At 69.8% G+C, this 19664-nt stretch carries 26 protein-coding genes; 8 read left to right on the forward strand and 18 right to left on the reverse strand.

What is annotated here, in order from left to right:
- Window positions 1-29 precede the first annotated feature (29 nt).
- From ACZ45C_RS04905 to tenA, 4 genes are read right to left on the reverse strand one after another with little or no spacing between them, the layout of a single operon-like run.
- Window positions 30-188 (reverse strand): hypothetical protein, encoded by a 159-nt coding sequence (locus ACZ45C_RS04905; protein ID WP_460559512.1) that lies wholly within the window; start codon window positions 186-188, stop codon window positions 30-32.
- Window positions 185-1753 (reverse strand): sodium:solute symporter family transporter, encoded by a 1569-nt coding sequence (locus ACZ45C_RS04910; RefSeq protein WP_460559514.1) that lies wholly within the window; start codon window positions 1751-1753, stop codon window positions 185-187. Before ACZ45C_RS04910 ends, ACZ45C_RS04905 begins: the two co-directional genes overlap by 4 nt.
- Complete coding sequence (locus tag ACZ45C_RS04915; RefSeq protein WP_460559516.1) at window positions 1753-2415, reverse strand: TenA family protein; 663 nt, start codon at window positions 2413-2415, stop codon at window positions 1753-1755. Before ACZ45C_RS04915 ends, ACZ45C_RS04910 begins: the two co-directional genes overlap by 1 nt.
- Window positions 2412-3071 (reverse strand): thiaminase II, encoded by a 660-nt coding sequence (gene tenA / locus ACZ45C_RS04920; protein WP_460559518.1) that lies wholly within the window; start codon window positions 3069-3071, stop codon window positions 2412-2414. The genes ACZ45C_RS04915 and tenA overlap by 4 nt, the downstream gene beginning before the upstream one ends.
- 118 nt (window positions 3072-3189) lie before the next feature.
- Between tenA and ACZ45C_RS04925 the strand changes: the two genes are divergently transcribed.
- Window positions 3190-4107 (forward strand): thiamine-phosphate synthase family protein, encoded by a 918-nt coding sequence (locus ACZ45C_RS04925; RefSeq protein ID WP_460559520.1) that lies wholly within the window; start codon window positions 3190-3192, stop codon window positions 4105-4107.
- A gap of 34 nt (window positions 4108-4141) precedes the next feature.
- On the opposite strand, the gene ACZ45C_RS04930 is transcribed toward ACZ45C_RS04925, so the two are convergent.
- Together ACZ45C_RS04930 and ACZ45C_RS04935 are read right to left on the reverse strand one after the other, a co-directional pair.
- Window positions 4142-4909, reverse strand: a complete 768-nt coding sequence (locus tag ACZ45C_RS04930) for an MBL fold metallo-hydrolase (RefSeq protein ID WP_460559618.1) — start codon at window positions 4907-4909, stop codon at window positions 4142-4144.
- Between the two features lie 268 nt (window positions 4910-5177).
- Window positions 5178-5603, reverse strand: coding sequence for a universal stress protein (locus ACZ45C_RS04935; RefSeq protein WP_460559522.1), 426 nt, complete (start codon window positions 5601-5603; stop codon window positions 5178-5180).
- Window positions 5604-5742: 139 nt separating this feature from the next.
- On the opposite strand from ACZ45C_RS04935, the gene ACZ45C_RS04940 reads away from it, so the two are divergent.
- A complete protein-coding gene (locus tag ACZ45C_RS04940; RefSeq protein WP_460559524.1) occupies window positions 5743-6312 on the forward strand; it encodes a sugar O-acetyltransferase in 570 nt (189 codons plus the stop codon).
- Here ACZ45C_RS04940 and prs read toward each other — a convergent pair.
- Window positions 6309-7178 (reverse strand): ribose-phosphate diphosphokinase, encoded by an 870-nt coding sequence (gene prs / locus ACZ45C_RS04945; RefSeq protein WP_460559526.1) that lies wholly within the window; start codon window positions 7176-7178, stop codon window positions 6309-6311. The two genes, ACZ45C_RS04940 and prs, sit on opposite strands and share 4 nt — an antisense overlap.
- A gap of 166 nt (window positions 7179-7344) precedes the next feature.
- On the opposite strand from prs, the gene ACZ45C_RS04950 reads away from it, so the two are divergent.
- Together ACZ45C_RS04950 and ACZ45C_RS04955 are read left to right on the forward strand one after the other, a co-directional pair.
- Entirely contained in the window at window positions 7345-7995 is a 651-nt protein-coding gene (locus tag ACZ45C_RS04950; RefSeq protein ID WP_460559528.1) for an HVO_0476 family zinc finger protein, read from the forward strand.
- Between the two features lie 114 nt (window positions 7996-8109).
- Entirely contained in the window at window positions 8110-8361 is a 252-nt protein-coding gene (locus ACZ45C_RS04955; protein ID WP_460559530.1) for a SelT/SelW/SelH family protein, read from the forward strand.
- A gap of 78 nt (window positions 8362-8439) precedes the next feature.
- On the opposite strand, the gene ACZ45C_RS04960 is transcribed toward ACZ45C_RS04955, so the two are convergent.
- The 7 genes from ACZ45C_RS04960 to ACZ45C_RS04990 form a co-directional block, all read right to left on the reverse strand.
- Window positions 8440-9327, reverse strand: coding sequence for an agmatinase family protein (locus ACZ45C_RS04960; protein WP_460559532.1), 888 nt, complete (start codon window positions 9325-9327; stop codon window positions 8440-8442).
- A gap of 9 nt (window positions 9328-9336) precedes the next feature.
- Complete coding sequence (locus ACZ45C_RS04965; RefSeq protein WP_460559534.1) at window positions 9337-9714, reverse strand: translation initiation factor IF-5A; 378 nt, start codon at window positions 9712-9714, stop codon at window positions 9337-9339.
- Between the two features lie 63 nt (window positions 9715-9777).
- Window positions 9778-10068, reverse strand: coding sequence for a hypothetical protein (locus ACZ45C_RS04970; RefSeq protein WP_460559536.1), 291 nt, complete (start codon window positions 10066-10068; stop codon window positions 9778-9780).
- A complete protein-coding gene (locus tag ACZ45C_RS04975) occupies window positions 10068-11213 on the reverse strand; it encodes an aminotransferase class I/II-fold pyridoxal phosphate-dependent enzyme (protein WP_460559538.1) in 1146 nt (381 codons plus the stop codon). Before ACZ45C_RS04975 ends, ACZ45C_RS04970 begins: the two co-directional genes overlap by 1 nt.
- A gap of 59 nt (window positions 11214-11272) precedes the next feature.
- On the reverse strand, window positions 11273-12391 hold the full coding sequence (locus ACZ45C_RS04980; RefSeq protein ID WP_460559540.1) for a TIGR04053 family radical SAM/SPASM domain-containing protein: 1119 nt from the start codon (window positions 12389-12391) through the stop codon (window positions 11273-11275).
- Between the two features lie 115 nt (window positions 12392-12506).
- The gene (locus tag ACZ45C_RS04985) at window positions 12507-12941 is read right to left on the reverse strand and encodes a MoaD/ThiS family protein (protein WP_460559542.1); all 435 of its coding nucleotides are present in this window, start codon (window positions 12939-12941) and stop codon (window positions 12507-12509) included.
- A gap of 99 nt (window positions 12942-13040) precedes the next feature.
- Window positions 13041-13478, reverse strand: coding sequence for a CBS domain-containing protein (locus ACZ45C_RS04990; RefSeq protein ID WP_460559544.1), 438 nt, complete (start codon window positions 13476-13478; stop codon window positions 13041-13043).
- A gap of 120 nt (window positions 13479-13598) precedes the next feature.
- Between ACZ45C_RS04990 and engB the strand changes: the two genes are divergently transcribed.
- Window positions 13599-14219, forward strand: coding sequence for a GTP-binding protein EngB (engB, locus tag ACZ45C_RS04995; protein ID WP_460559546.1), 621 nt, complete (start codon window positions 13599-13601; stop codon window positions 14217-14219).
- A 53-nt stretch (window positions 14220-14272) separates the two neighbouring features.
- On the opposite strand, the gene ACZ45C_RS05000 is transcribed toward engB, so the two are convergent.
- Window positions 14273-14590 carry an ASCH domain-containing protein gene (locus tag ACZ45C_RS05000; RefSeq protein WP_460559548.1) on the reverse strand — a complete coding sequence of 106 codons (318 nt, stop codon included), beginning with the start codon at window positions 14588-14590 and terminating at the stop codon, window positions 14273-14275.
- Window positions 14591-14773: 183 nt separating this feature from the next.
- Here ACZ45C_RS05000 and pyrB point away from each other — a divergent pair, with 183 nt between their 5' ends.
- The 3 genes from pyrB (at window position 14774) to ACZ45C_RS05015 (ending at window position 17315) form a co-directional block, all read left to right on the forward strand.
- Window positions 14774-15715 carry an aspartate carbamoyltransferase gene (gene pyrB, locus ACZ45C_RS05005; RefSeq protein WP_460559550.1) on the forward strand — a complete coding sequence of 314 codons (942 nt, stop codon included), beginning with the start codon at window positions 14774-14776 and terminating at the stop codon, window positions 15713-15715.
- Complete coding sequence (pyrI, locus tag ACZ45C_RS05010) at window positions 15712-16170, forward strand: aspartate carbamoyltransferase regulatory subunit (RefSeq protein ID WP_460559552.1); 459 nt, start codon at window positions 15712-15714, stop codon at window positions 16168-16170. Before pyrB ends, pyrI begins: the two co-directional genes overlap by 4 nt.
- A 284-nt stretch (window positions 16171-16454) precedes the next feature.
- Entirely contained in the window at window positions 16455-17315 is an 861-nt protein-coding gene (locus tag ACZ45C_RS05015; protein ID WP_460559554.1) for a glycoside hydrolase family protein, read from the forward strand.
- 189 nt (window positions 17316-17504) lie between these two features.
- On the opposite strand, the gene ACZ45C_RS05020 is transcribed toward ACZ45C_RS05015, so the two are convergent.
- The 3 genes from ACZ45C_RS05020 to ACZ45C_RS05030 all read right to left on the reverse strand — a co-directional run bounded on the left by ACZ45C_RS05020 (window position 17505) and on the right by ACZ45C_RS05030 (window position 19663).
- On the reverse strand, window positions 17505-17858 hold the full coding sequence (locus ACZ45C_RS05020) for a nuclear transport factor 2 family protein (RefSeq protein ID WP_460559556.1): 354 nt from the start codon (window positions 17856-17858) through the stop codon (window positions 17505-17507).
- The gene (locus tag ACZ45C_RS05025) at window positions 17855-19060 is read right to left on the reverse strand and encodes a potassium channel family protein (RefSeq protein WP_460559558.1); all 1206 of its coding nucleotides are present in this window, start codon (window positions 19058-19060) and stop codon (window positions 17855-17857) included. Before ACZ45C_RS05025 ends, ACZ45C_RS05020 begins: the two co-directional genes overlap by 4 nt.
- Window positions 19061-19129: 69 nt before the next feature.
- A complete protein-coding gene (locus ACZ45C_RS05030) occupies window positions 19130-19663 on the reverse strand; it encodes a hypothetical protein (RefSeq protein ID WP_460559560.1) in 534 nt (177 codons plus the stop codon).
- Window position 19664 lies beyond the last annotated feature (1 nt).

Below are 19664 nucleotides of genomic sequence, written 5' to 3' on the forward strand. Positions count from 1 at the left end.
CGATCGCCGGACCGAGAAACTTGATTCGGTTACGTTTTCTCGTGGGGGCTCCGGTCGGTCGTCCACAGCGCCTCGCGCGCGTACGCCGTCGCCACGTATCCGAACACGAGCGCGACGAGCGCGATCGACCCCCACACGAACGCGGCGAACGCGGTCGCCCCGATCGCCGCGGGCACGACTGGCGTCACGCCGCCTCACCCCCGTCGGCCGGCTGGTCCTCCTCGTCGCCGCCGTCACGCCTGTCGCCACCGCCGCCGTCCACGGCCACGCCCCCGTCGGTCATGGGGCTGTCGAGCCGTCGTATCTCCGCGTCGAGTGCCCCGAGGTCCGCCTCCGCGCCGCCCAGGGCATGGGCGACGGCGGTGGCGGCCGTGGAGACGAGCGTCGCGCCGGCGAACGCGACGAGGAACGACGGCGTCGGCGTCGGCCCCGGCAGTGCCGCGATCGCCGGCGCGAAGTGCGGGAAGTGGGCGGTGCCGACCGCCAGCCCGGCGAGGCTGGCGGCAACCGCGCCGCGGTCGGAGAGGCTCGTCGACCAGAGCCCGGCGAGGAACGGGACGAAGACGGCCGCCGCGACGAGGTCCGCGGTAAGGAACAGCGCGAGCACGCTGTACCCCTGCGCTCCGACGACGGCCGCGCCAACCGCGACGAGCGCGGTGAGCAGGCGGCCGGCGCGACCGAGGGCGCGACCGTCGGCATCGAGCGCTCGTGCGAGGTCGACGGTGACGAGGCTCGCGATGGCGTTACACATCGTGTCGGCAGAGCTTGCGACGAGAAGTACCGCGAGGACGACGACGGACAGCGCGATCCACTCGGGAAACGCCTCGACCACGAGGAGGAAGAAGGCGACTGACGCGCCGCCGTCGGCCGTCAGTCCGAGCGCCGCCGAGATGACGCCGAACAGGCCCGCGAGCGACACCAGTGGGATCACGGCCACCGCGGCCACGCCGAAGCCGCGGCGGATCGACCCGTCGTCGCGCGCGGCGTACACGCGCTGCCACACGCCCTGATTCAGCATGTTCGCGCCGAGCACCGCGAACGCGACGTACACGCCGAAGGCGACGCCCGGTCCGAACGTCGGGTCGAGCAACGTCGGGTCGGCCGACGCCGCGGCGGCGTGAAGCGTCCCGGTTCCGCCGAGCGCGAGGACCGCCCCGGCGAAGCTCACCGCCAACAGCGGCAAGATCACGATAGCCTGGAGCGTGTCGGTGAACACGCTGGCGACGAGGCCGCCGTACGCCGTGTACAGCAGGACGAACGCGCCGATAAGCGCCGCGGTGTACGCCTGCGGGACCTCGGCGACGAGCGCGAGCGCCGCCGCCACGCCGGTCATCTCGGCCGCGAGGAACACGGACATGTAGAACATCGAGACGGCTACCACGAGCGCGTACATCAGCCGTCCGTACCGCGCGAGCGCGAGTTCCGTCAGCGAGTGTCCCTCCGGGAGCAGCTCCCGGACGCGCAGGCCGACGGGGACGAAAAGCAGGAACGGGACCGCGCTCCCGATCGCGTACCCGAGGACCGCTGGGAGCCCGCCGAACGCGGCCCCGGCCTCGGCGGGGGCCAGCAGGATCCACGCGCCCATCACGCTGGCGACGAGGGTGGCCGTCGTGGCCGCCGGGCCGGTCGTCGCCCGCGCCGTGACGTAGTCGTCGAGGGTCCGGACGCGTCCGCGGGCGTGGAGCACGCCGGCGACGGTGAACGCTCCCAGCGCGGCGACGGTGACCGCGAGCGCGAGTTCGGTAGAGACCATCAGTCCGCCTCCGCGACGTACGCGGCGTCGAAGAACGCGACTTCGAGCGAGACCGTTCGGGCGAACAGGCCGGCGACGCGCTCGCGCCGCGGCGGCGACAGCGACGGACCGACGCGGTCGAGTTCCGCGCGCAGGAAGTCGACGAACGACGCGAACGCCGGCGCGGCGTGCAGCTCGATCCACTCGTCGAACAGCGGCTCCGCCGGTCGGTCGGCCGCCTCTCGGGTCGCCCACGCGAGGTAGCTCCACTCCGCGGGAACGAGCACGGCCAGCGTCTCGGCGTACCCGCCCTCGCGGCGGGCGCGGCCGAGCAGGTCCCGGAACGCCGCCGTCGGGGCGGAGAGATCCGGGTCGGTCCGGTCCCGCTCCGGGACGCCGTGCGCGTCGAACGCGCGCTCGAAGAAGTCGTTTTCCGCGTCGGTGAGCGTGTCGAGGAACGCGACGTAGCGGCGGCGCGCGTCCATTGACGGCGCGTCAGCGAGGGCGACCGCGAACGCCGCGGTCAGCTCCTCGACGACCGCGTAGTCCTGCACGACGTACCGCGCGAACGCGTCGCCGTCGAGGGCTCCGTCCCCCAGCTCTCGGGTGAACCGGTGCTCGGTCGCGGCGCGCCACTCGTCTTCGACCGCGTCACGGAGCGTCGCCGTGAAGCGCTCGCTCACGCCGCCCACCTCTCGTCGGCGTACGCCATCTCCCAGAAGGCCAGTTCGAGGCGGGCGCTCGTCAGGAACGCCTCCCGCATCTCGTCGCGGTAGTCGGGACGGGCGGTCGCGCGGTCGTCGACCAGATCGCGGACGGCCGCCGTCTCGGCCCGGAACGCGTCGCTCGTGTACGTCTCGATGAACGGCGTGTACCGGTGGTCCGTCTCCGCGATCTCGGCCATGTGATCGGCGACGTCGAGGTACCCCTGCATGCACGGGAACAGCGCCGCGACGGCGACCGGAACGGGGCGCTCGTAGGCCGTGCGGACGAGGAAGCTCGTGTACGCCTCGCAGGTCGGCGTCTTCGCCGTCTCCGCGAGATCCGCCTCGCTCACGCCGTACTCCGCCGCGAACGACCGGTGGAGGTCGAGCTCCTCGGAGAGTACGGCGTCGGCCCCGCCTAGGAGCGTCGCCATCGCCGTCTCCTCGCGCGCCTTCGCGCCCGCCACGGCGTAGGTCCGCGCGTAGTCGAACAGGTACCGGTAGTCCTGTTCGAGCCACCGCCGGAACGCGGGCGGATCGAGATCGCCCGCGGCCAGCTCCGTGACGAACGGGTGGTCGAACTGTGCGGCCCATATCTCCGCGCCCGCGTCGAGCAGGTCGTCGCTGAACGCCATGCATACTCCGTGTTATTAGCAACTAATATAACCTATGTATATAGCGGCGATTCCTCCGCTCTACGATCTCCCCCGTCCCGTCGGACCCTTTTAGGAGCCGGCTCGCGTTCCGTTCGACATGTCGCTGCAGTTGCCGAGCGAGATCGTCGTCGAGCGGTTCCTTCCCACAGTCCGGGTGTTGCTCGCGCGCGCGCTCGCCGAGCGGGGATTCACCCAACAGGAGGTCGCAGACCGGCTCGGCGTCACGCAGGCGGCGGTGAGCCGCTACGCGAGCGGCGACGCCGAGACCGAGCCACGGATCGCCGACGACCCGCGGACCGAGAGGACCGTCGAGACCGTCGCGGACGGGTTCGAATCGGGCGATCTCGACGAGTACGAGGCGCTGGCGGAGCTGTTGGCTCTCGTCAGCGAACTCGAGGACCGGGGACCGATCTGCGCGATTCACGAGGAGGAGATGCCGGCGCTGGCCGGACTCGGCTGTGACCTGTGCGTTCGCGGCGACGACGACCGGGTCAGAGCCGAGCGGGAGGCGCTCGCCGACGTCCGGAAGGCTGCGCGGCTGTTCGCCCGCACCGAGGGGGCCGCCCGCGTTGTCCCCAACGTCGGCACGAACGTCGGCACCGCCCTCCCGGACGCGACCGATCACGCCGACGTCGCTGCGGTCCCCGGACGGCTATACGAGATGGACGGGCGAGTTGAGGTGCCGGCGAACCCCGAGTTCGGCGCGTCCCGCCACGTGGCCGGCACCGTTCTCGCGGCCGCCGCCGTCGACCCGACCGTGCGGGCCGCGATCAACGTCCGAACCGACGAGGCGCTGCTCGACGCCGCCCGGGAGCGCGGGTTCGACCCCCTCCGGATCGACGCCGACTACGAGGACCGCGACCGCCGGCTCCGCGATCGGTTCCGCGAGGGCGGCGTCCGTCCGGTCGTCTACCACGAGGGGGCGTTCGGCGTCGAGCCGATCACCTACGTGCTGGGGGCCACCGCGGTCGACGCGGTCCGGCGTCTCGCCGACCTCCTCCCGGCCGCCCGCTAGAACCCCCGCCGGCCGTCCGACGTGCGGCCGCCGCTCACAACTCGACGACGAGGCCGTCTCTGGCGGCCTCGACCGTCCCGCCGAAGCCGGCCTCCCTGACGCTCCGAGCCATCTCCCGCTCGCGCCCCCCCGTGTGCGGGTAGAGGTGCGAGAGGAGCAGGGTGTCTATCTCTGCCCCCGCCAGCGACTCGCCGAGCGACGTGGGGGTGGGGTGATTCGACACGTCGGTCCCGTCCGGGAACGAGCAGTCGTGGACGAGCGCGTCGCTGCCGTCGGCGAACGCCGCCATCCCTCCGAACGCCTCGGTGTCGCCCGAGAGCGTCAGCGGTCCCTCGGCGGGGTCGGCGTCGACGCTCGGCGGCGAGAACCGGTAGGCGAGGCCGTTCATCGAGTGGCGGGTCTCGCGGGCCGCGACGTCGAACCCGGCCGCCGAGAACGGCCGCGACGCGGACACCTCTCGGACCGACAGGTCGATCCGGCCGTCGAGGTACGCGTGCACGTCGAGCAGCCCGTCGACGAGCGCCTTCGTTCCAGTCGGTCCGACGACCGTCAGGTGCTCCGCGCCGGCGAGCCACCTGGCCTTCACGAGCGGCAGGAGAGCGGCGACGTGGTCGAGGTGGTGGTGCGTCAGGAGGACGGTCGAGACGCCCTCGTAGCCGACGTCGGTGCCCGCGAGCCGGTGGAGAACGCCCTCGCCGCAGTCGACGAGCAGCGACCGGTCGCCGTCCGCGAGGAGGTAGCCCGCCTGCGCGCGGTCCGACACCGGCATCGCGCTGCCGGAGCCGAGCACGGTGAGTTCCATGATCCGGCTGTGAACGCAGACGCCTAAGTGCCCCACGGTGGGCGGTCGACCAGGTCGCGCCGCCGCGTCCGGGAAACGAACCGGATGGACCGGATCTCGGATGGACCGGATCTCGCGGGAGACCAACGAGATGACGGAGACGATAGAGGAGTGGCCGCGACGGCCGACGACGAGCGACGCCACCGACGAACTCGCGGAGTGACGGCTCCACGGAGCGGCGACCTGTCGGGGAACGAGGGCGTACGGCGCTGCGGCGTGTCTCCGATCGCTACTTGATCAGGAACACCGGGACGGTCGCGTCGTCGGCGACGCGGTCCGAGACGCTCCCGAGCGACTGGATCCGCTCGCGCGGCGACTTCCCCTCGGGGCTCAAGACGATAACGTCGATGTCGCTCTCCTCGGCGTAGGCGACGATCTCCGTGTCCGGCGTCCCCTCGACGACGCGTGTCTCCACATCGAGGCCGGCCTCGCGGGCACGTTCCGCGACGCGCTCGACCGCGGTCTCGCCCTGTGATTCGAGGTCAGCGACGATGTCGTCGTGGAGTTCGCCGGAGTTCGCGGTCACGATCCGCCGGTCGACGACGTACAGCGCGTGAATCGTCGCGTCGTGGTCGTCCGCCAGGCGCACCGCGTGGTCGAGCGCTCGGTCGACCGCCTCGCTTCCGTCGGTCGGCACCAGGATGTCGTCGTACATGCCTCCCGATTCGATCCGGGGACAAATAACGGTACGCCAACGGGCCCGTCCTGCGGGAACTCTGCCGATCGTCCCCTCGTCGGCGAGCACCGCGCCGCCGGTGAGAAACCACTATCGGGGTGCGGCCGCCACACCGACTATGCCCACCGAAACCGAGCGAATGCTCGCCGGCGAGCCCTACGATCCGACGGATCCGGACCTCGTCGCCGACCGGGCGCGAGCGCGCGATCTGGTCCGCCGGTACAACGCGACGACCGAAACGGAGCGCGACCACAGGCAGACGCTCCTCGACTCGCTGTTCGACGCGGGCGGGAGCGAGGCCATCGTCGAGCCGCCGTTCCGCTGTGACTACGGCTACAACGTCGCGGTCGGCACGGGGTTTTTCGCTAACTTCGGCTGCGTCTTCCTCGACGTCGCGCCGGTCCGATTCGGCGACCGCTGTCTGCTCGGTCCCGGCGTCCACGTGTACGCGCCGACGCACCCGATCGACCCCGACGAGCGCGCGACGGGCCGCGAGCGCGGGGAGCCGGTGACCGTCGGCGACGACGTGTGGATCGGCGGTCGCGCCGTGGTGACGCCCGGCGTGACGATCGGCGACGGCGCGGTCGTCGCGGCCGGCTCCGTCGTGACGAGCGACGTGCCCGAGCGCGTCGTCGTGGGCGGCAACCCCGCCAGCGTGATCCGCGAAATCCCGGACGACGAGGCCTAATTCGGTCCCGCGGATTCGAGCGCGTCGGCGAGGGGGGTCGCGACGCTGACGACGCTACAGCCCCGCTCGATCGTGTCGCTGCCGACGAGCCGATCGACGCCCGCGCTCCGGAGCTTCGTCACGGCGTTCGCCGCGAGCATGGGGTGGACGCAGGCGGCGACCACGCCGGCCGCGCCGCGGTCGGTCACCACCGAGACGGACTCGCTCATCGTCGACCCGGTGGCGACGATGTCGTCGACGACGATCACGTCGCGGTCGGCGACGGGCGCGTCCGACGGGGAGACCTCGACCTCGCCGGTGTCGCGGTCGCGGCGCTTCTCGAAGTAGTCGACCTCGCCGGTGCCGTGGGCGTCGCGGACCGTCTCAGCGATGTCGATCGCGCCCTCGTCGGGCGCGAGAAACAGCGGGTCCGCGAGGTCGGCGGGAAGCGGGTCCGCGAGGACGGCCGCGGCGTCGACGGTCTCGACCGGCATGTCGTAGAAGTCCGCGACGTCCCGCTCGTGGGGGTTAACGAGGACGACGCGGTCGGTTCCGGTCGAGATCGCGCGCGCCATCGCGCGCGCCGAGACGGGTTCGCCGTCGCCGAACGACCGGTCCTGTCGCGCGTATCCCATGTACGGAACGACGGTCGTCACGTCCGTCGCGCCCGCCTCGCGGACGGCGTCTTGCAACTGGAGCAGTTCGACCCACGCGGCGTCGGAGTCGGTTGTCGCGACGACCGTCGCCGACTCGCCGTCGAAGTCGGGGACCGCCGCGAGCCCCTCGCCGTCGGGGAAGCGGTCGTACGTCGGCGTCGCGAGCGGTCGACCCGTCTCCTCGGCGAGCGCGGCCGCGAGGAGCTGTGAGCTGGATCCGGGTACGATCATGGGCGTCCGTATCCCGGACACCGGTAAACCAGTTTCCTTACACCGGCGGCGTGACGGCTCCGATGACGGGGGATGTCCGGTGAGCCAGCCGTTCGCACGCGCCAGCGATCCACGCACCGCGGACACAGGGGCGGATATTTACGCGTTGGACGGGTACGACGCGGTAATGAGCGAATCCGGAGACCGAGTCGGTCTCCCTTGTCCGGCGTGTTCGCCGGGCGAGGAGACCGTCCACGAGGTGTTACGCCCCGGCGGACAGGCGACCGTCCGCTGTACAGACTGCGATCACACGTACAAAACCGAGATACCGGAGGAAGAGACGGTCGAGCTGACGATCGTCGTCTCACAGGACGGCGAGTCGTTCACGACCCGGATGGACGTGCCCGCAGACACCTACGTCGCGACCGGCGAGGAGTTCGTCGTCGACACCGAAGACGCGCTGATGCAGGTTCGCGTCACCGGGATCGAGGTCGGTCCCGAACGGCGCGTCGAGGAGGCCGACATCGAGGACGTCGACACGCTCTGGACGCGCGCGGTCGACAACGTCGCCGTCGCGGTGACGCTTCACCCGAAGGACGGCACCGCAGACCAGACGCGCTCGCTGCGCGTGAACGTCCCCGGCGACTACGAGTTCACCGTCGACGAGACGGTCGAATTCGGCGACGAGGAGTTCACCGTCGAGGGGCTCCAGATCCGCGAGGACGCTCCCGAATACCGCCACGAGAAGCTCGATCACGCGGGCGATTTCGCCTATGCCAAGGACTGCAAGCGAGTGTACGCTCGCGACGAGAGCCTGACGGCGTGGTCGGCGTGGTGATCGGGGCGCTCGCCGCGGATCACCTCGCGTGAGGCGGCGCGACACCCGTCGCGGAACGCCGCAAGCACTGCCAGCAAAGCGTCGTTATTAATCATGCAAAACGTGGGGACACGCATGGCAGAGATAGCCATCGAGTACGCCGTCGGCAGCCGCCTCCAGTCCGAAGCCGAGACGGCTCGACGCCTGATCGACTCGCACCTCGGCGATCGCCCCGACGTCGACGCGGTAACGCTCACGCCCTCCAGCGACTCCGTGTTCTGCGTCAGCGTCGAGGGCGACCGAATCTGGTGTACGGATCCCCGAGAATGGATCGACGCGATGCAGGCGGTCACAGCCGCGCGGCGACGACTTTCCGAGGTCTCGTGAGAGCGCAACCCGTTCGGGATTTAATCGCCTGTTTCGATTCGAATCGGCTGTGTCGCCCTAATCGTCCGTTTCGGGCGCCTATACGTCAGATTCTCCCCGTTCGCTGGTCGCATGCGCGAACACGAACTCGCGGAGGAGTTTCCCGCCGAGCGCCGCCGCCTGGCCGTCGTCGCGGTCGTTGACCTCGACGACGTCGAAGCCGACCGCGTGCGGTGCGACCGTCCGAACGAGGTCGCGGACCGTTCGCGGCGTCAGACCGAACGGCTCCATCGTCCCCGTCCCCGGCGCGAAGCCGGGATCGAGGCCGTCGACGTCGATCGAACAGTACACGGCCTCACCGGCGAACGGGTCGCTCGCGGTCGATCTGCCGTCGTCCCCAATGGACCCGTCGCCGTCCCCGGCGAGGCCGTCGATCCACGCCCGGGCGTCCTCGGGCGCGACGACGGTCACGTCGGCCTCGGCGGCGCGGTCCCACTCGGCCTCGGACCCCGTACGTGCGCCGACGATCACGGCGCGGTCGACGCCCAGATCGTCGAGGGCCCGTCGCGTGACGCACGCGTGGTTCAGCGGGTTTCCGTCGTAGGCGTCCCGCAGGTCGAGGTGGGCGTCGCAGACGACCAGTACGTCGGGGTCGACGGCGTCCACGCCCGCGTGCGTGACGGTGTGTTCGCCGCCGACGAGAAGCGGGATGGCGTCGTCGTAGACGACGCTCCTGAGCTCGGCGGCGAGGTGATCGAGGTACGCCTCGGTGTCGTCCCACGCACGCACGTTCCCGGCGTCACAGACGCCGTGAGCGGAGAAACAGCTCTCCGTTCGGCGGTCGTAGTCGTCGAACGTCTCGGCGAACCGCCGGACCCGATCCGGTCCGAATCGGGTGCCCGGCTGAAAGGTGGTCGTGGCGTCGAGGGGAGCGCCGACGACCACGTAAGAAGCAGCCTCGCGGTCCGTCGTCGCTCCCGGAAACATCGGTGCCGACTACCCGACGACCTTCCGCTGGCCCTCGTACTCTAGGTACTCGATGTTGTCGTCAGACGCGAAGTCCTCGTCCTCGGGGATGCGCATCGTGAACGTCTCGTAGGTGTCCAGATCCATGACCTGCGCGTCGTCGCCGGAGACGGAGACGACCTGTCCCTGCTTCCGCTGGATGATCGGGACCCAGACCTTCGCGTCGACGGGTTGGGAGAGCGAGCGCTTCTTCTCGTCGAAGACGCCCTTGCCCTCGACGCGGGCCTTGGCGCTCCCGTGTTTGCCGGGTTTGGCGGTGCTGTAATGATTGATCTTGCAGGGCGAGCCGTCCATCATGACGTAGCTGCCCTCCTGTAGTTCGCGAACCTGCTTCTGCTCTCGCGGCATGCGCGCAAATTCCCCGGGCGCGGGTATAAACCGTTTGGAACGCCGCCGCGACCGTTCTCGCCGTCAGGGGTCCAGTTCGTCGACGTACCCGTCGTCTCCGTCTTCTCCGTCGTCGTCGACGTTCCCGTCGGGCGGCACGAACGAGCCCGTGTACAGGTAGCTCGCGACGAACAGCACGATGAACCCGACGCCGACCGCGGCGGTCGTCCGCACGACGATCGGGAAGTCGATCCAGTAGAAGAACCGATCGGCGATCGCGATCGCGATCACCGCGAGGAACAGCAGCTTCTGTTCGTCCGTCGGGTCCCGAACGAATCCCACCACGTCTGCTTTGAGTTCGCTCAACAGCCCCATCAGGCCGCACCCCCGTTCGCCGCAGTCCCCCGACGGTCGATCACGCGGTCCACCCGATCGAGTCCCTCTTCCAGCGTCTCCGTCGGCAGCCCGAACCCGATCCGGAAGCGGTCCGGGAACCCGAACAACTCTCCCGGCGCGAGCACGACGCTCGCCTCCTCGACGATGCTCCGACAGAACTCGTCGGCGTCTGTGAAGCCGTCGGGGACCGTCACGAACCCGTTGACGCCGACCGGGTCGTACCAGTCGAGCCCGTGGCCCGCGACCCAGTCGGCGACGACGGCGCGGTTCGTCTCGGCGAGCGCGCGGTTCTCGGACAGGATGCGGTCCTCGCGCCGGCCGAGCGCCTGTTCCGCGACGTGCTGGCCGAAGATCGACGGGGAGATCGTCGTGTAGTCTTTCCACTGCCACGCACGCTCGACGACCGGCTCCGGACCGGCGATCCAGCCGAACCGGAGTCCGGCGAGCCCGTACGCCTTCGTGAGGCTCGTCGTCGAGACCCCGTGCCGGCCGTAGCTCGCGACCGGCGTCTGCGGGTCCTCGGCGAGCAACCGATACACCTCGTCACAGAGCAGGTACGCGCCGTGTTCGACGGCGACGTCGTATATCGCCCGCATCGTGTCTTCGTCGTGGTACCGACCGGTTGGGTTGTTCGGGTTGTTCACCACGATCACCGCGGTGTCGTCGCGGGCGGCCTCGGCGACCGCGTCGGGCGCGAGTTTCCACGTCGGCGGCTCCAGCCCGACGCGGGTCACCTCGCCGAACGCCTCGGGGACGGCGTGGAGCGCCTGATACGTCGGCGTCACGACGACCGCGTGAGTGCCGGTGCCGATCGGATCGTAGTCGCCGGCACCGCCCTTTCCGAGGCCTCCTTCGTCGCCGAGAAGCGACGCGAACGCGAGGAAGTTCGCCTCTTGGGTGCCGCACGTGAAGAGCACCTCGTCGGCGCTGCGCCCGTATCGGTCGCCTACCGAGGCGCGGAGGTCGGAGTCGCCGTTCGTCGGGATGACGTAGTCGAGCCGACCGGGGTCGAGGTCGAACCGGCTCGCGTCCAGCGACCGGATCCCGCTCTCGGCCAACATGATGTCGGCCTCGTGTTCGTGCTCCGCGAACCAGCGTTCGAGGCCGAACGGGTCGATGCGCATACCGCGACTCGGGTCGGAGCGAGGTTAGGTGCTGCGGTCTCTCGCGGTCGCGCACGCCATCAGCCGCCCGACGACGACTCCCGCCGCGCGAACGTCCGTTCCGGCCGCGGACCGTCGTACCCGTCGGGCACGTGCGGGCAGAGCGGGTCGCTCGCCAGCGGATCGCCGGTGTACGCGTACGCCCGCGAGCGGCTTCCGCCGCACACCCGCCGGTACGAGCACGCGCCGCACTTCCCGCGAAGCGCGTCGGGGTTCCGGAGTGACTCGAAAAGCGGCGCGTTCCGGTAGACGTCGACGACGTGATCCGTCCTGACGTTTCCCGCGGATTCAGGCAGGAACCCGGAGGGGTACACCTCGCCGGTGTGACTCACGAACGCGAAGCCGTCCCCGGCGGTGACGCCAGTTCGCCGGCCGATCCCGTCGGAAGACGGCGCGCGCGCCGCGTCGTCGGCGCGTCCCCGTTCGATCGCGACCCGGCGATACATCGGTGCCTCCGTCGTCTTCACGCCGAACGGCGCGTCCGCCGCGACCTCGCGGAGCCACTTCATCACGCGCTCCGCGCGTTCGGGGGAAACCGGATCCAACACCCGTCCCCGTCCGACCGGAACGAGGAAGAACACCGACCAGAGCACCGCGTCGAGGTCGGCGACGAGGTCGGCGACCGCGGGGAGTTCGTCGACGGTCTCCGCACAGACCGTCGTGTTGATCTGGAGGGGGAGCCCGGCGGACCGCGCGGCGCGCGCCGCGGCCACCGTCTGCTCGAAGCTTCCCGCCTCCTTGCGGAACTCATCGTGGGCGGCCGCCGTGGCCCCGTCGAGGCTGAGCGCGAGCCGACGTAGCCCGCCGTCGGCGAGCGCCTCGATCCGCTCGACCGTGAGCGACTCCGTCCCGCTCGGCGTCAGCGTCACCTTGAGTCCGGCGTCGGTCCCGTACGCGACGAGATCGGTCACGTCGTTTCGCGCGAGGGGATCGCCGCCGGAGAGCACCACCAACTGCCCCTCGCCGAACTCGCGGGCGTCGTCGAGCAGCGCCCGCGCCTCGTCGGTCGAAAGCTCCTCGGGGTGGCGGCGTCGCTTCGCGTCCGCCCGGCAGTGTTTACACGCCAACTCACAGGCCTGTGTCATCTCCCAGATCAGCACGAACGGCCGCTGGGACGTGTCTATCGCTCGTGGGTTCATCGTGGATCGGGACCGCGGTGTGGAATCGCCATCGTCGGTGTCGGTGTCTCCGGGGTCGATCGGGCGAGCGTGATCGGGCGAGTGCGATCGGTCGCCGGCGGAGTCGTCCCGCCGGCTAACAGCAGAACATGAACGGATAGACGAGCGCGACGCGGTCGCCGTCCGTCAGTTCCGTGTCGAACCCTCGCTCGTTCTCGTTGAAGCGGCCGTTCACGAGGATCCGGGCGTACGCGATGGTCTGTTCGCCGACCGGGTTCTTCGTCCACGTGCCGGGGAGTTCCTCCGGCGCCGGTGCCCACCCGCTGTGCGTCGCGTCGGCCTCCGTCTCCGCGATGAGCATCTCCTGTAGCTCCGGATACTCCTCGAACAGCTCGTCGAGGAACGCCCGGAGCGTGTCGCCGGTGAAGGCGTACTCGAACTCGTTTTCGCCGAGTTCGGTGCGGACGTGGCCGGTGCACTTCACAGTGACCGTGGTCGTCGCGTCCGCGTCCGACGCCGATTCGGGGTCGCCCTCGGTCCGATGGTCGGTCGCCTCCTGTGTTGCGGTCATATCGTCGCGTACGCGACCGATCCGAATAAGCCGCCGCGCGAACACGTTCGGCGAGACGCGGCGCCCGCTACGGAGACGATCGTCTCGGTGTCGATCGCCTCAGCGCCGATCGCCGCGGTTCGACCAGTTAGTGGCGTCGGCCGCGAGGTCGCGGACCTCTCGACGGATCTGTCCGTAGTTGTCGGCGATGTCCCGCGTGGTCACTATTCCGACCGGTCTCATGTCCTCCGTGACGACCAGTTTTTTGACGCCCTCAGAGCGCATCCGGTCGGTCGCGGTCCGGAGCGTCACCGACGGACGAACCGTCGCGACCGGACTGGTCATGGCCCTCCGCAGCGGAATCGCAGAAAACGGCTCGTCAGAGGCGTATCCCGCGTGGAGCACGTCGGCCTCAGTCGCGATCCCCGCCGGCGTCCGGCCGTCGACGACGATCACGCTCCCGACCCGGTTCCGGAGCATCCGCTCCGCGGCCTCCCTGACGGACGCGCCGACGTCGCAGGTGACCAGGTCCGTCGACATCACATCCTCGACGAGCATGCGTCCCGGTACTCGCGGCGCGCACTTGGTCGTACAGGTCGCGTCAGGTCGATCTCACGGATCTTCGCGGGGCGGCCGCACGACGCGCCCTTTAACCGGCTCCCTCGCGCACGGACGCACATGTTCGAAGACCGGCCGGACCGCGACGCCGAGGTCGTCCTCGTGGGGCGCTCGAACGTCGGCAAGTCCACGCTCATGCGCGAACTGACGGGCCACGACTTCTCGACCGGCGGCAAGCCGGGCGTGACCCGCCAGCCCAACCACTTCGACTGGGCCAGCGAGGGGTTCATGTTCACGGACCTGCCCGGGTTCGGGTTCATGTCCGGCGTCGAAGACGAGCGCCGCGAGCAGATCAAGACGGACATCGTGCACTACTTGGAGGAGAACGCGGACTCGATCCTCGCGGGCGTCGTCGTCATGGACGGGAAAGCCGCCGTCGACATCATCGACCGGCACGCCGAGCGCGGGAACGTCCCCCACGACGTGGAGATGTACGGCTTCCTCGAAGACGTGGGCGTCGAACCCATCGTCGCCGTGAACAAGACCGACAAGATCGACGACCTCGACGACCGGCTCGACGACATCTGTGACCGGCTCGGGCTGTTCCCGCCGTGGCAACAGTGGTCCGACCGGATCGCCCCGATCTGCGCGAAACGCGGCGACATCGAGGCGCTAGAGGAGTGTCTCCGAACGCGTTTTCACGAGCACAACCGGGACGACCTGCTGAAGTTCGTCTCGTAGGTTCGTCTCGTCAGTTCGTCTCCTCTGCTCGTCTCCTCTGTTCGTCTCCTCGATCACTCCACGCGCTCGAACCGGTGGCGCACCACGTCGGCGTGGTCGTTCCACTCGAAGTTCCCGCCGTGGGCTCGGACCATCCGCTCCCTGTAGGCGTCGAGCGACGGCGAACCCTCCCGTTTCGCGTCCGCGTCCGTCATGTCGCCGAGCGTGCGCTCGGTCACCTCGGTCAACTCGAAGGTCACGCCGTCGACCTCGAAGGTGTCGCCCGCCTCGCCGTACCGGTTCCCGCGGTGCAGCTGCGTCACGTCGCCGTCGACGGCGGCCTGTTTCACGCGATCGTTCGGGAGCAGGTCGGCCGGATCGTTCTCGGACATGGACGGGCGTTCGGACCGAACGGGCTTAGGTGTCCGGTCGGTGCGTCGGTCGGAGACGGCCCGGCGAACGCGGCCACTTTCGAATCTCGAAGCGGCGTCGTCCGTCGGTCCGCACGGACGTGGGCACCCCCGACGCGGCCCGAGCCGGGAGATTCAAGAGCGTGCCAGTTCCCTTCTTCGACGATGCGTCAGGACCACCTCATCACCGCGAAACAGCTCTCGCGGGATGACATCGAGGCGGTGCTCGACCGGGCCCGGGCGGTCGCCGACGACCCCGCCGCCTACGCGGACCGGCACGCCGGGCGCGTGCTCGCGCTCTGTTTTTTCGAGCCGAGCACGCGCACCCGGATGAGCTTCGACAGCGCGGCAAAACGCCTCGGGATGAACACCATCGACATGGGCGACGTCGACTCCTCCTCCGTCTCGAAGGGCGAGTCGCTGGCGGACACCGTCCGCGTCATCGAGGGCTACGCGGACGCCCTGGTGCTCCGACATCCGAGCGAGGGCGCGGCCACGCTGGCGGCCGAACACGTCGAGACTCCCGTCGTCAACGCGGGCGACGGGGCCGGCCAACACCCCTCACAGACCCTACTCGACCTCCACACGATCCGCGAGAACCACGGCCTGGACGACCTCACCGTCGGTATCATGGGCGACCTGAAGTACGGTCGTACGGTCCACTCGCTCGCGGCCGCGCTCACCGAGTTCGACGCGAACCAGCACTTCATCAGCCCCGAGTCGCTGCGGCTCCCGCGTTCGGTCCGATTCGACTTACACGAGACGGGCGCGCAGATCCGCGAGCACACCGACCTCGACGGGATCGTGGGGGAACTCGACGTGCTGTACGTCACCCGGATCCAGAAGGAGCGATTCCCCGATGAGAACGAGTACCACCGGGTCGCCGGCGAGTACCGCATCGACGCCGAAACCGTAGAGGACGCGGCGGACGACCTCTCCGTGATGCACCCGCTTCCGCGGGTCGACGAGATCGCCCCCGACCTCGACGCGACGGACCACGCTCGGTACTTCGAGCAGGCCCACAACGGGATCCCGGTGCGGATGGCCCTCCTCGACACCCTGATCGAGAACGCGGAGGCCGTCGAAGGACAGGAGGTGGACCGATGAGCGACCACGAGCTTCGCGTCTCGAAGATCCGAAACGGCACCGTCATCGACCACGTGGAGGGCGGTCAGGCGCTCAACGTGCTCGCCATCCTCGGCATCGACGGCTCCGAGGGGCTCGGCGTCTCGGTCGTGATGAACGTCCCCTCGGACCGGCTCGGCCGAAAGGACGTGGTCAAAGTCGAGGGCCGCGAGCTCTCGCAGTCCGAGGTCGACGTGCTCTCCCTCATCGCCCCCGAGGCGACGATCAACATCATCCGCGAGTTCGAGGTGGCCGAGAAGAACCGCGTCACCCGGCCCGACACCGTGAGCGGCGTGCTCTCCTGTCCGAACCGCAACTGCATCACCAACGCCGGCGAGCCCGTGGAGACCCGCTTCGACGTCGTCGCCGACGGCGTCCGGTGTGACTACTGCTCGACGATCCTGCGGACGGACATCGCCGAGCACATCGACGTGTGACGCGCTCCGTTCGGTGGTCGCCGTCGGTTCCGCGTCACCGATCGTGTCCATCGCGGTCGCCGTCGCCGGTAGATTTTAGCGACTCCGGTTCGATAATTCGCGTATGAGCAAGAAACTGAAGCTCGTCCTCGTGCTGTCGCTGGTCGCGCTCGCGTACTTCCTCTTCGCCGGCGACAAAGAGCCGGTCGAGGTCTGACACAGGTCCGCTCCGATCGCATCGGCATTCACCACCCTCCGCGGGCGGATGCCTGCAGTTTTTACCCCGCAACCGCGTAGCGACTCGCATGTACGGGGTCGTCACGCGCAACGCCGACGAGGTCGAGATGGAGCCGTTCGACCTCGGCTTCTACGAGGTCAAAGACGTCACGGGACGGGCGGCCGCGCCGCTCCCGAACGCCGTGAACATGGTGTCGTGTTTCGGCGATAACGCCGCGGCGAGCGAGAACCCCGATCTCGTCCCCGTCGACGGGCGCGGCGAGCCGGCGACCCGCGACCGCGACTACTTCGACTGGGCGTACATCTGTCCGACTCACCCGGAGTACCGCGACGGACTGCTGGAGATCATCGAGGACTGCGCCGCCGAGAACGATGACGTGCGCCTCGACGACGTGGGGTTCCCGCGCGAGGGGTTCTGTCGCTGTGACCGCTGCGAGCGGCTGTTCGCCGAGAGCGACCGCGAGCGGTGGGCGGACTGGCGCGCCGACGTGATAACCGAGTTCGTCGCCGACGCGGCCGAACTGGTCCCCGGCCGACTGCTGCTCACGCTGTATCCCGACCCGTATCCGGGCCACCTCCGCGCGCGGGCGGGGATCGACGTCGACCGGCTCGCCGACCACGTCGACGAGTTCGTCGTCCCGCTGTACGACACCGAGTACGCGACGACCTACTGGCTCGAAACGATCGCTCGCGGCTTCCGTTCGCGGCTCGGCGGCGACTACGACGTCCACGGCGCGCCCCCGGAGACGCCGTTCTCGCTCGAGCTGTACGCGGTCGAGGTAGACGTCGACGAGCTGATCCACGCCGCCGAGGTCGCGGAGTCGTACGCGAAGGACGTGTACTTCGGCTACGACGCCAACAACGCCGCCGCCGCGCTCCGGCGGAAGGACGCCGACTCGCGCGACGGCGCGGTCCACCGACCCGACTGACGGCCGCGCGAACGAGGATTTATATACCGGCGCGGCGGACGCTTACCCGACCGGCTGCCGGCGTGTGACACACCGGTCGTCTCGCGTTCGCGCGAGGCGGTCGCCTTTCAACGTCCGCGCCGTAGCGGCGGTCGCTCTACATCGTTGAGCCGTCGGCTCGGCATTCCCGGTCCGACCGAGGAGCGCCCGCTACCCGTCTGTCGCCGCGTACGTCTCTAGTTCGGTGATCCGTCCGTCCGCGACGTCGAACACGTCGACGAAGGCGAACAGCGCGTCGCCGTCGGCGTCGAGCAGCCGCCCTCGGACGGCGACGCCGGGGCCCGCGGGGTACACCGCCTCGACGACGTGGGTCGTGTCCGTTATCGGCCGCTCGTCGCGCATGAACGCCACGAAGCGGTCGCGCCCCTCGAAGATCCGGTCCGGGCGTCGCTGGACGAACCCCGGCGCGAGCAGGTCAGCGAGCCGGTCGTAGTCGCCGGCGTCGAGAGCGTCGTAGTACGCGCGAGCGATCCGAGCGCGCTCTGCGGTCGACGGGTCGGTCACGACGCGAGCGCCTCGAACTCCTCCGCCGAGGTCCGGGTCCCCTTCGAGAGCACCACGTCGCCGGCGCGTAGCGTCGTGTCGATGTCGTGGCCCACGAGCCATCCCTCCTCCGGCCGTCGGAGCGCGATGACGCTCGTCGAGATATCGGTCGCCGGTATCCCTTCCTCGATCCGCGTCCCGTCGAGATCGCTGCCGGCCTCGATCACCGTGCGGGTGATGATCTCGTCGGACTCTTGGACCGCCATCTCCACGACGGGGTGGACCCCGAGGTCGCGGGCGACGCCCTCCGTGATCTCCAAGGCTGCGTCCGAGATCTCCTCCGTCGCGACGCCGAGGTGGATCAGCCCGCGGAGCGAGACGGGGTCGACCGCCTCGCGGGCGGCCCGCAGCGTCCACGCCTCGAACCGGGACTGGAGGGCGTCGACCTCGATCTCCAGGTTGTTCACCTCCTCGGCGAGCGCCGCGTTGTCGAACAGCACGGATCCGTACGCCAGATCCACCGCGAGTTCGGAGAGGTTCTTCATCAACACGATCGAGTCGACCGCGCGCTCTAAGTCGTCGATCGCGGGCTCGACGGGCTCGGCCGGCTCGAACGGCTCTTGCGCCAGTTCGGGGTACGCCTCGGCGACGCCCGTCTCCGGGCCGCGGAGGAGCGTCACGTCGCCGGCTTCGAGTCGCGTCCCCGGACCGGGGTTGAGGATCCAGTCGTCCTCGCGGCGAATCGCGATGACGCGCACGCCCGTCACCGACTCCAGGTCGACGTCTTTCAGCGTCCGTCCGGCGTAGTCGGAGTCGGGCGAGACGGTGCCCCGGACCAGCGTCTCGACGCCCTCGGTGAGCGCGCCGCGCATCGCGTCCGGGAGTCCGATCTCCTCCGTGACGATCTTCGCGATGTCGCCGGCGGCGTCGGAGATCTTGTCGGCCGCGCCCACCACGCCGAGCACCGGCGCGAGCGTCTCGGCCTCGTCCGGGCTCCGGGCGGCGAGCATGAGGCTCATCCGCGCGCGCATCTGGAGCACGTCCATCCGGTGTTCGAGTTCGACGACCTCGTGGGCGATCGTCGGGCTCCCGTGGAGGACCGCGGAGTACGAGAGGTCGATCAGCAGTTCGGCCGTGTCCTTCATCTCCACGAGCAGGTCCTTCACGCTCGCCGGCTCGTACCGGACCGAGAGCGGCGACTCCCGCTCGTCGAATCGTCCCATGCGACATCCTCTCCGGCTCCGAGTAAAAGGCTTGTCACGGGCCGATTCCTCCCGGCTTCGACCCGGCGATCAGACCGCGTCGCCGGCGAGATAGGCGGTCGAGTCCCCCGATCTACCGGGTGTCTCGTTGGCTTCGGTTGCCGCGGCCAGATCGACGAGCGCGAGCCACCGCAGGAGCCGGTCGGCGCGCTCGCGCCACGCCGCCTCCCACTCCGGGTCGCGAGCGCGGTCGTGACGCGGCACCGACTCTCGGGTCGCCTCGAACAGGCCGTCTGGCGTGAGCGGCTCCGCGGGCGAGGCCGCTCGCAGGAGCGACAGCGTCTCCGGAACGAGGAGGACGCCCTCGCGGAGTCCCTCACGGACGCGCGCTGCCGTCGGCTCGGCGTCGGTCCGAACGAATCCTCGCGGCGTCTCGTCGACCAGCCCGAGCGCGCGCAGGAACGCGAGCCAGTCGTTCGCGGTCCGGCGGTCGGGGAGGCCGCGGCGGTCACGGAGCCGAGCGCAGCAGTCGTCGGTGCTACCGGGTACGAGCGGCACCGCGCGCTGGTATTCGCGGAGGTCGTCGAGCGAGTCGGGCGGTTCGGGAACCGGCTTGAGACGCATC

The organism is Halorubrum pallidum (genome assembly GCF_055380345.1).

Bases quoted from the DNA above. Each gene is read 5' to 3' on its own strand.
- ACZ45C_RS04975 (WP_460559538.1), bottom strand. From the start codon at position 11,213: ATGCGCATCGACCCGTTCGGCCTCGAACGCTGGTTCGCGGAGCACGAA.
- pyrB (WP_460559550.1), top strand. From the start codon at position 14,774: ATGCGTCAGGACCACCTCATCACCGCGAAACAGCTCTCGCGGGATGAC.
- ACZ45C_RS04960 (WP_460559532.1), bottom strand. From the start codon at position 9,327: ATGTTTCCGGGAGCGACGACGGACCGCGAGGCTGCTTCTTACGTGGTC.
- ACZ45C_RS04935 (WP_460559522.1), bottom strand. From the start codon at position 5,603: ATGTACGACGACATCCTGGTGCCGACCGACGGAAGCGAGGCGGTCGAC.
- ACZ45C_RS04990 (WP_460559544.1), bottom strand. From the start codon at position 13,478: ATGCTCGTCGAGGATGTGATGTCGACGGACCTGGTCACCTGCGACGTC.
- ACZ45C_RS04925 (WP_460559520.1), top strand. From the start codon at position 3,190: ATGTCGCTGCAGTTGCCGAGCGAGATCGTCGTCGAGCGGTTCCTTCCC.
- ACZ45C_RS04950 (WP_460559528.1), top strand. From the start codon at position 7,345: ATGAGCGAATCCGGAGACCGAGTCGGTCTCCCTTGTCCGGCGTGTTCG.
- engB (WP_460559546.1), top strand. From the start codon at position 13,599: ATGTTCGAAGACCGGCCGGACCGCGACGCCGAGGTCGTCCTCGTGGGG.
- pyrI (WP_460559552.1), top strand. From the start codon at position 15,712: ATGAGCGACCACGAGCTTCGCGTCTCGAAGATCCGAAACGGCACCGTC.
- ACZ45C_RS05025 (WP_460559558.1), bottom strand. From the start codon at position 19,060: ATGGGACGATTCGACGAGCGGGAGTCGCCGCTCTCGGTCCGGTACGAG.
- ACZ45C_RS04940 (WP_460559524.1), top strand. From the start codon at position 5,743: ATGCCCACCGAAACCGAGCGAATGCTCGCCGGCGAGCCCTACGATCCG.
- ACZ45C_RS05015 (WP_460559554.1), top strand. From the start codon at position 16,455: ATGTACGGGGTCGTCACGCGCAACGCCGACGAGGTCGAGATGGAGCCG.
- ACZ45C_RS04930 (WP_460559618.1), bottom strand. From the start codon at position 4,909: ATGGAACTCACCGTGCTCGGCTCCGGCAGCGCGATGCCGGTGTCGGAC.
- ACZ45C_RS04955 (WP_460559530.1), top strand. From the start codon at position 8,110: ATGGCAGAGATAGCCATCGAGTACGCCGTCGGCAGCCGCCTCCAGTCC.
- ACZ45C_RS04910 (WP_460559514.1), bottom strand. From the start codon at position 1,753: ATGGTCTCTACCGAACTCGCGCTCGCGGTCACCGTCGCCGCGCTGGGA.
- ACZ45C_RS05030 (WP_460559560.1), bottom strand. From the start codon at position 19,663: ATGCGTCTCAAGCCGGTTCCCGAACCGCCCGACTCGCTCGACGACCTC.
- ACZ45C_RS05000 (WP_460559548.1), bottom strand. From the start codon at position 14,590: ATGTCCGAGAACGATCCGGCCGACCTGCTCCCGAACGATCGCGTGAAA.
- ACZ45C_RS04965 (WP_460559534.1), bottom strand. From the start codon at position 9,714: ATGCCGCGAGAGCAGAAGCAGGTTCGCGAACTACAGGAGGGCAGCTAC.
- ACZ45C_RS04970 (WP_460559536.1), bottom strand. From the start codon at position 10,068: ATGGGGCTGTTGAGCGAACTCAAAGCAGACGTGGTGGGATTCGTTCGG.
- ACZ45C_RS04980 (WP_460559540.1), bottom strand. From the start codon at position 12,391: ATGAACCCACGAGCGATAGACACGTCCCAGCGGCCGTTCGTGCTGATC.
- ACZ45C_RS04985 (WP_460559542.1), bottom strand. From the start codon at position 12,941: ATGACCGCAACACAGGAGGCGACCGACCATCGGACCGAGGGCGACCCC.
- tenA (WP_460559518.1), bottom strand. From the start codon at position 3,071: ATGGCGTTCAGCGACGACCTGCTCGACGCGGGCGCGGAGATATGGGCC.
- prs (WP_460559526.1), bottom strand. From the start codon at position 7,178: ATGATCGTACCCGGATCCAGCTCACAGCTCCTCGCGGCCGCGCTCGCC.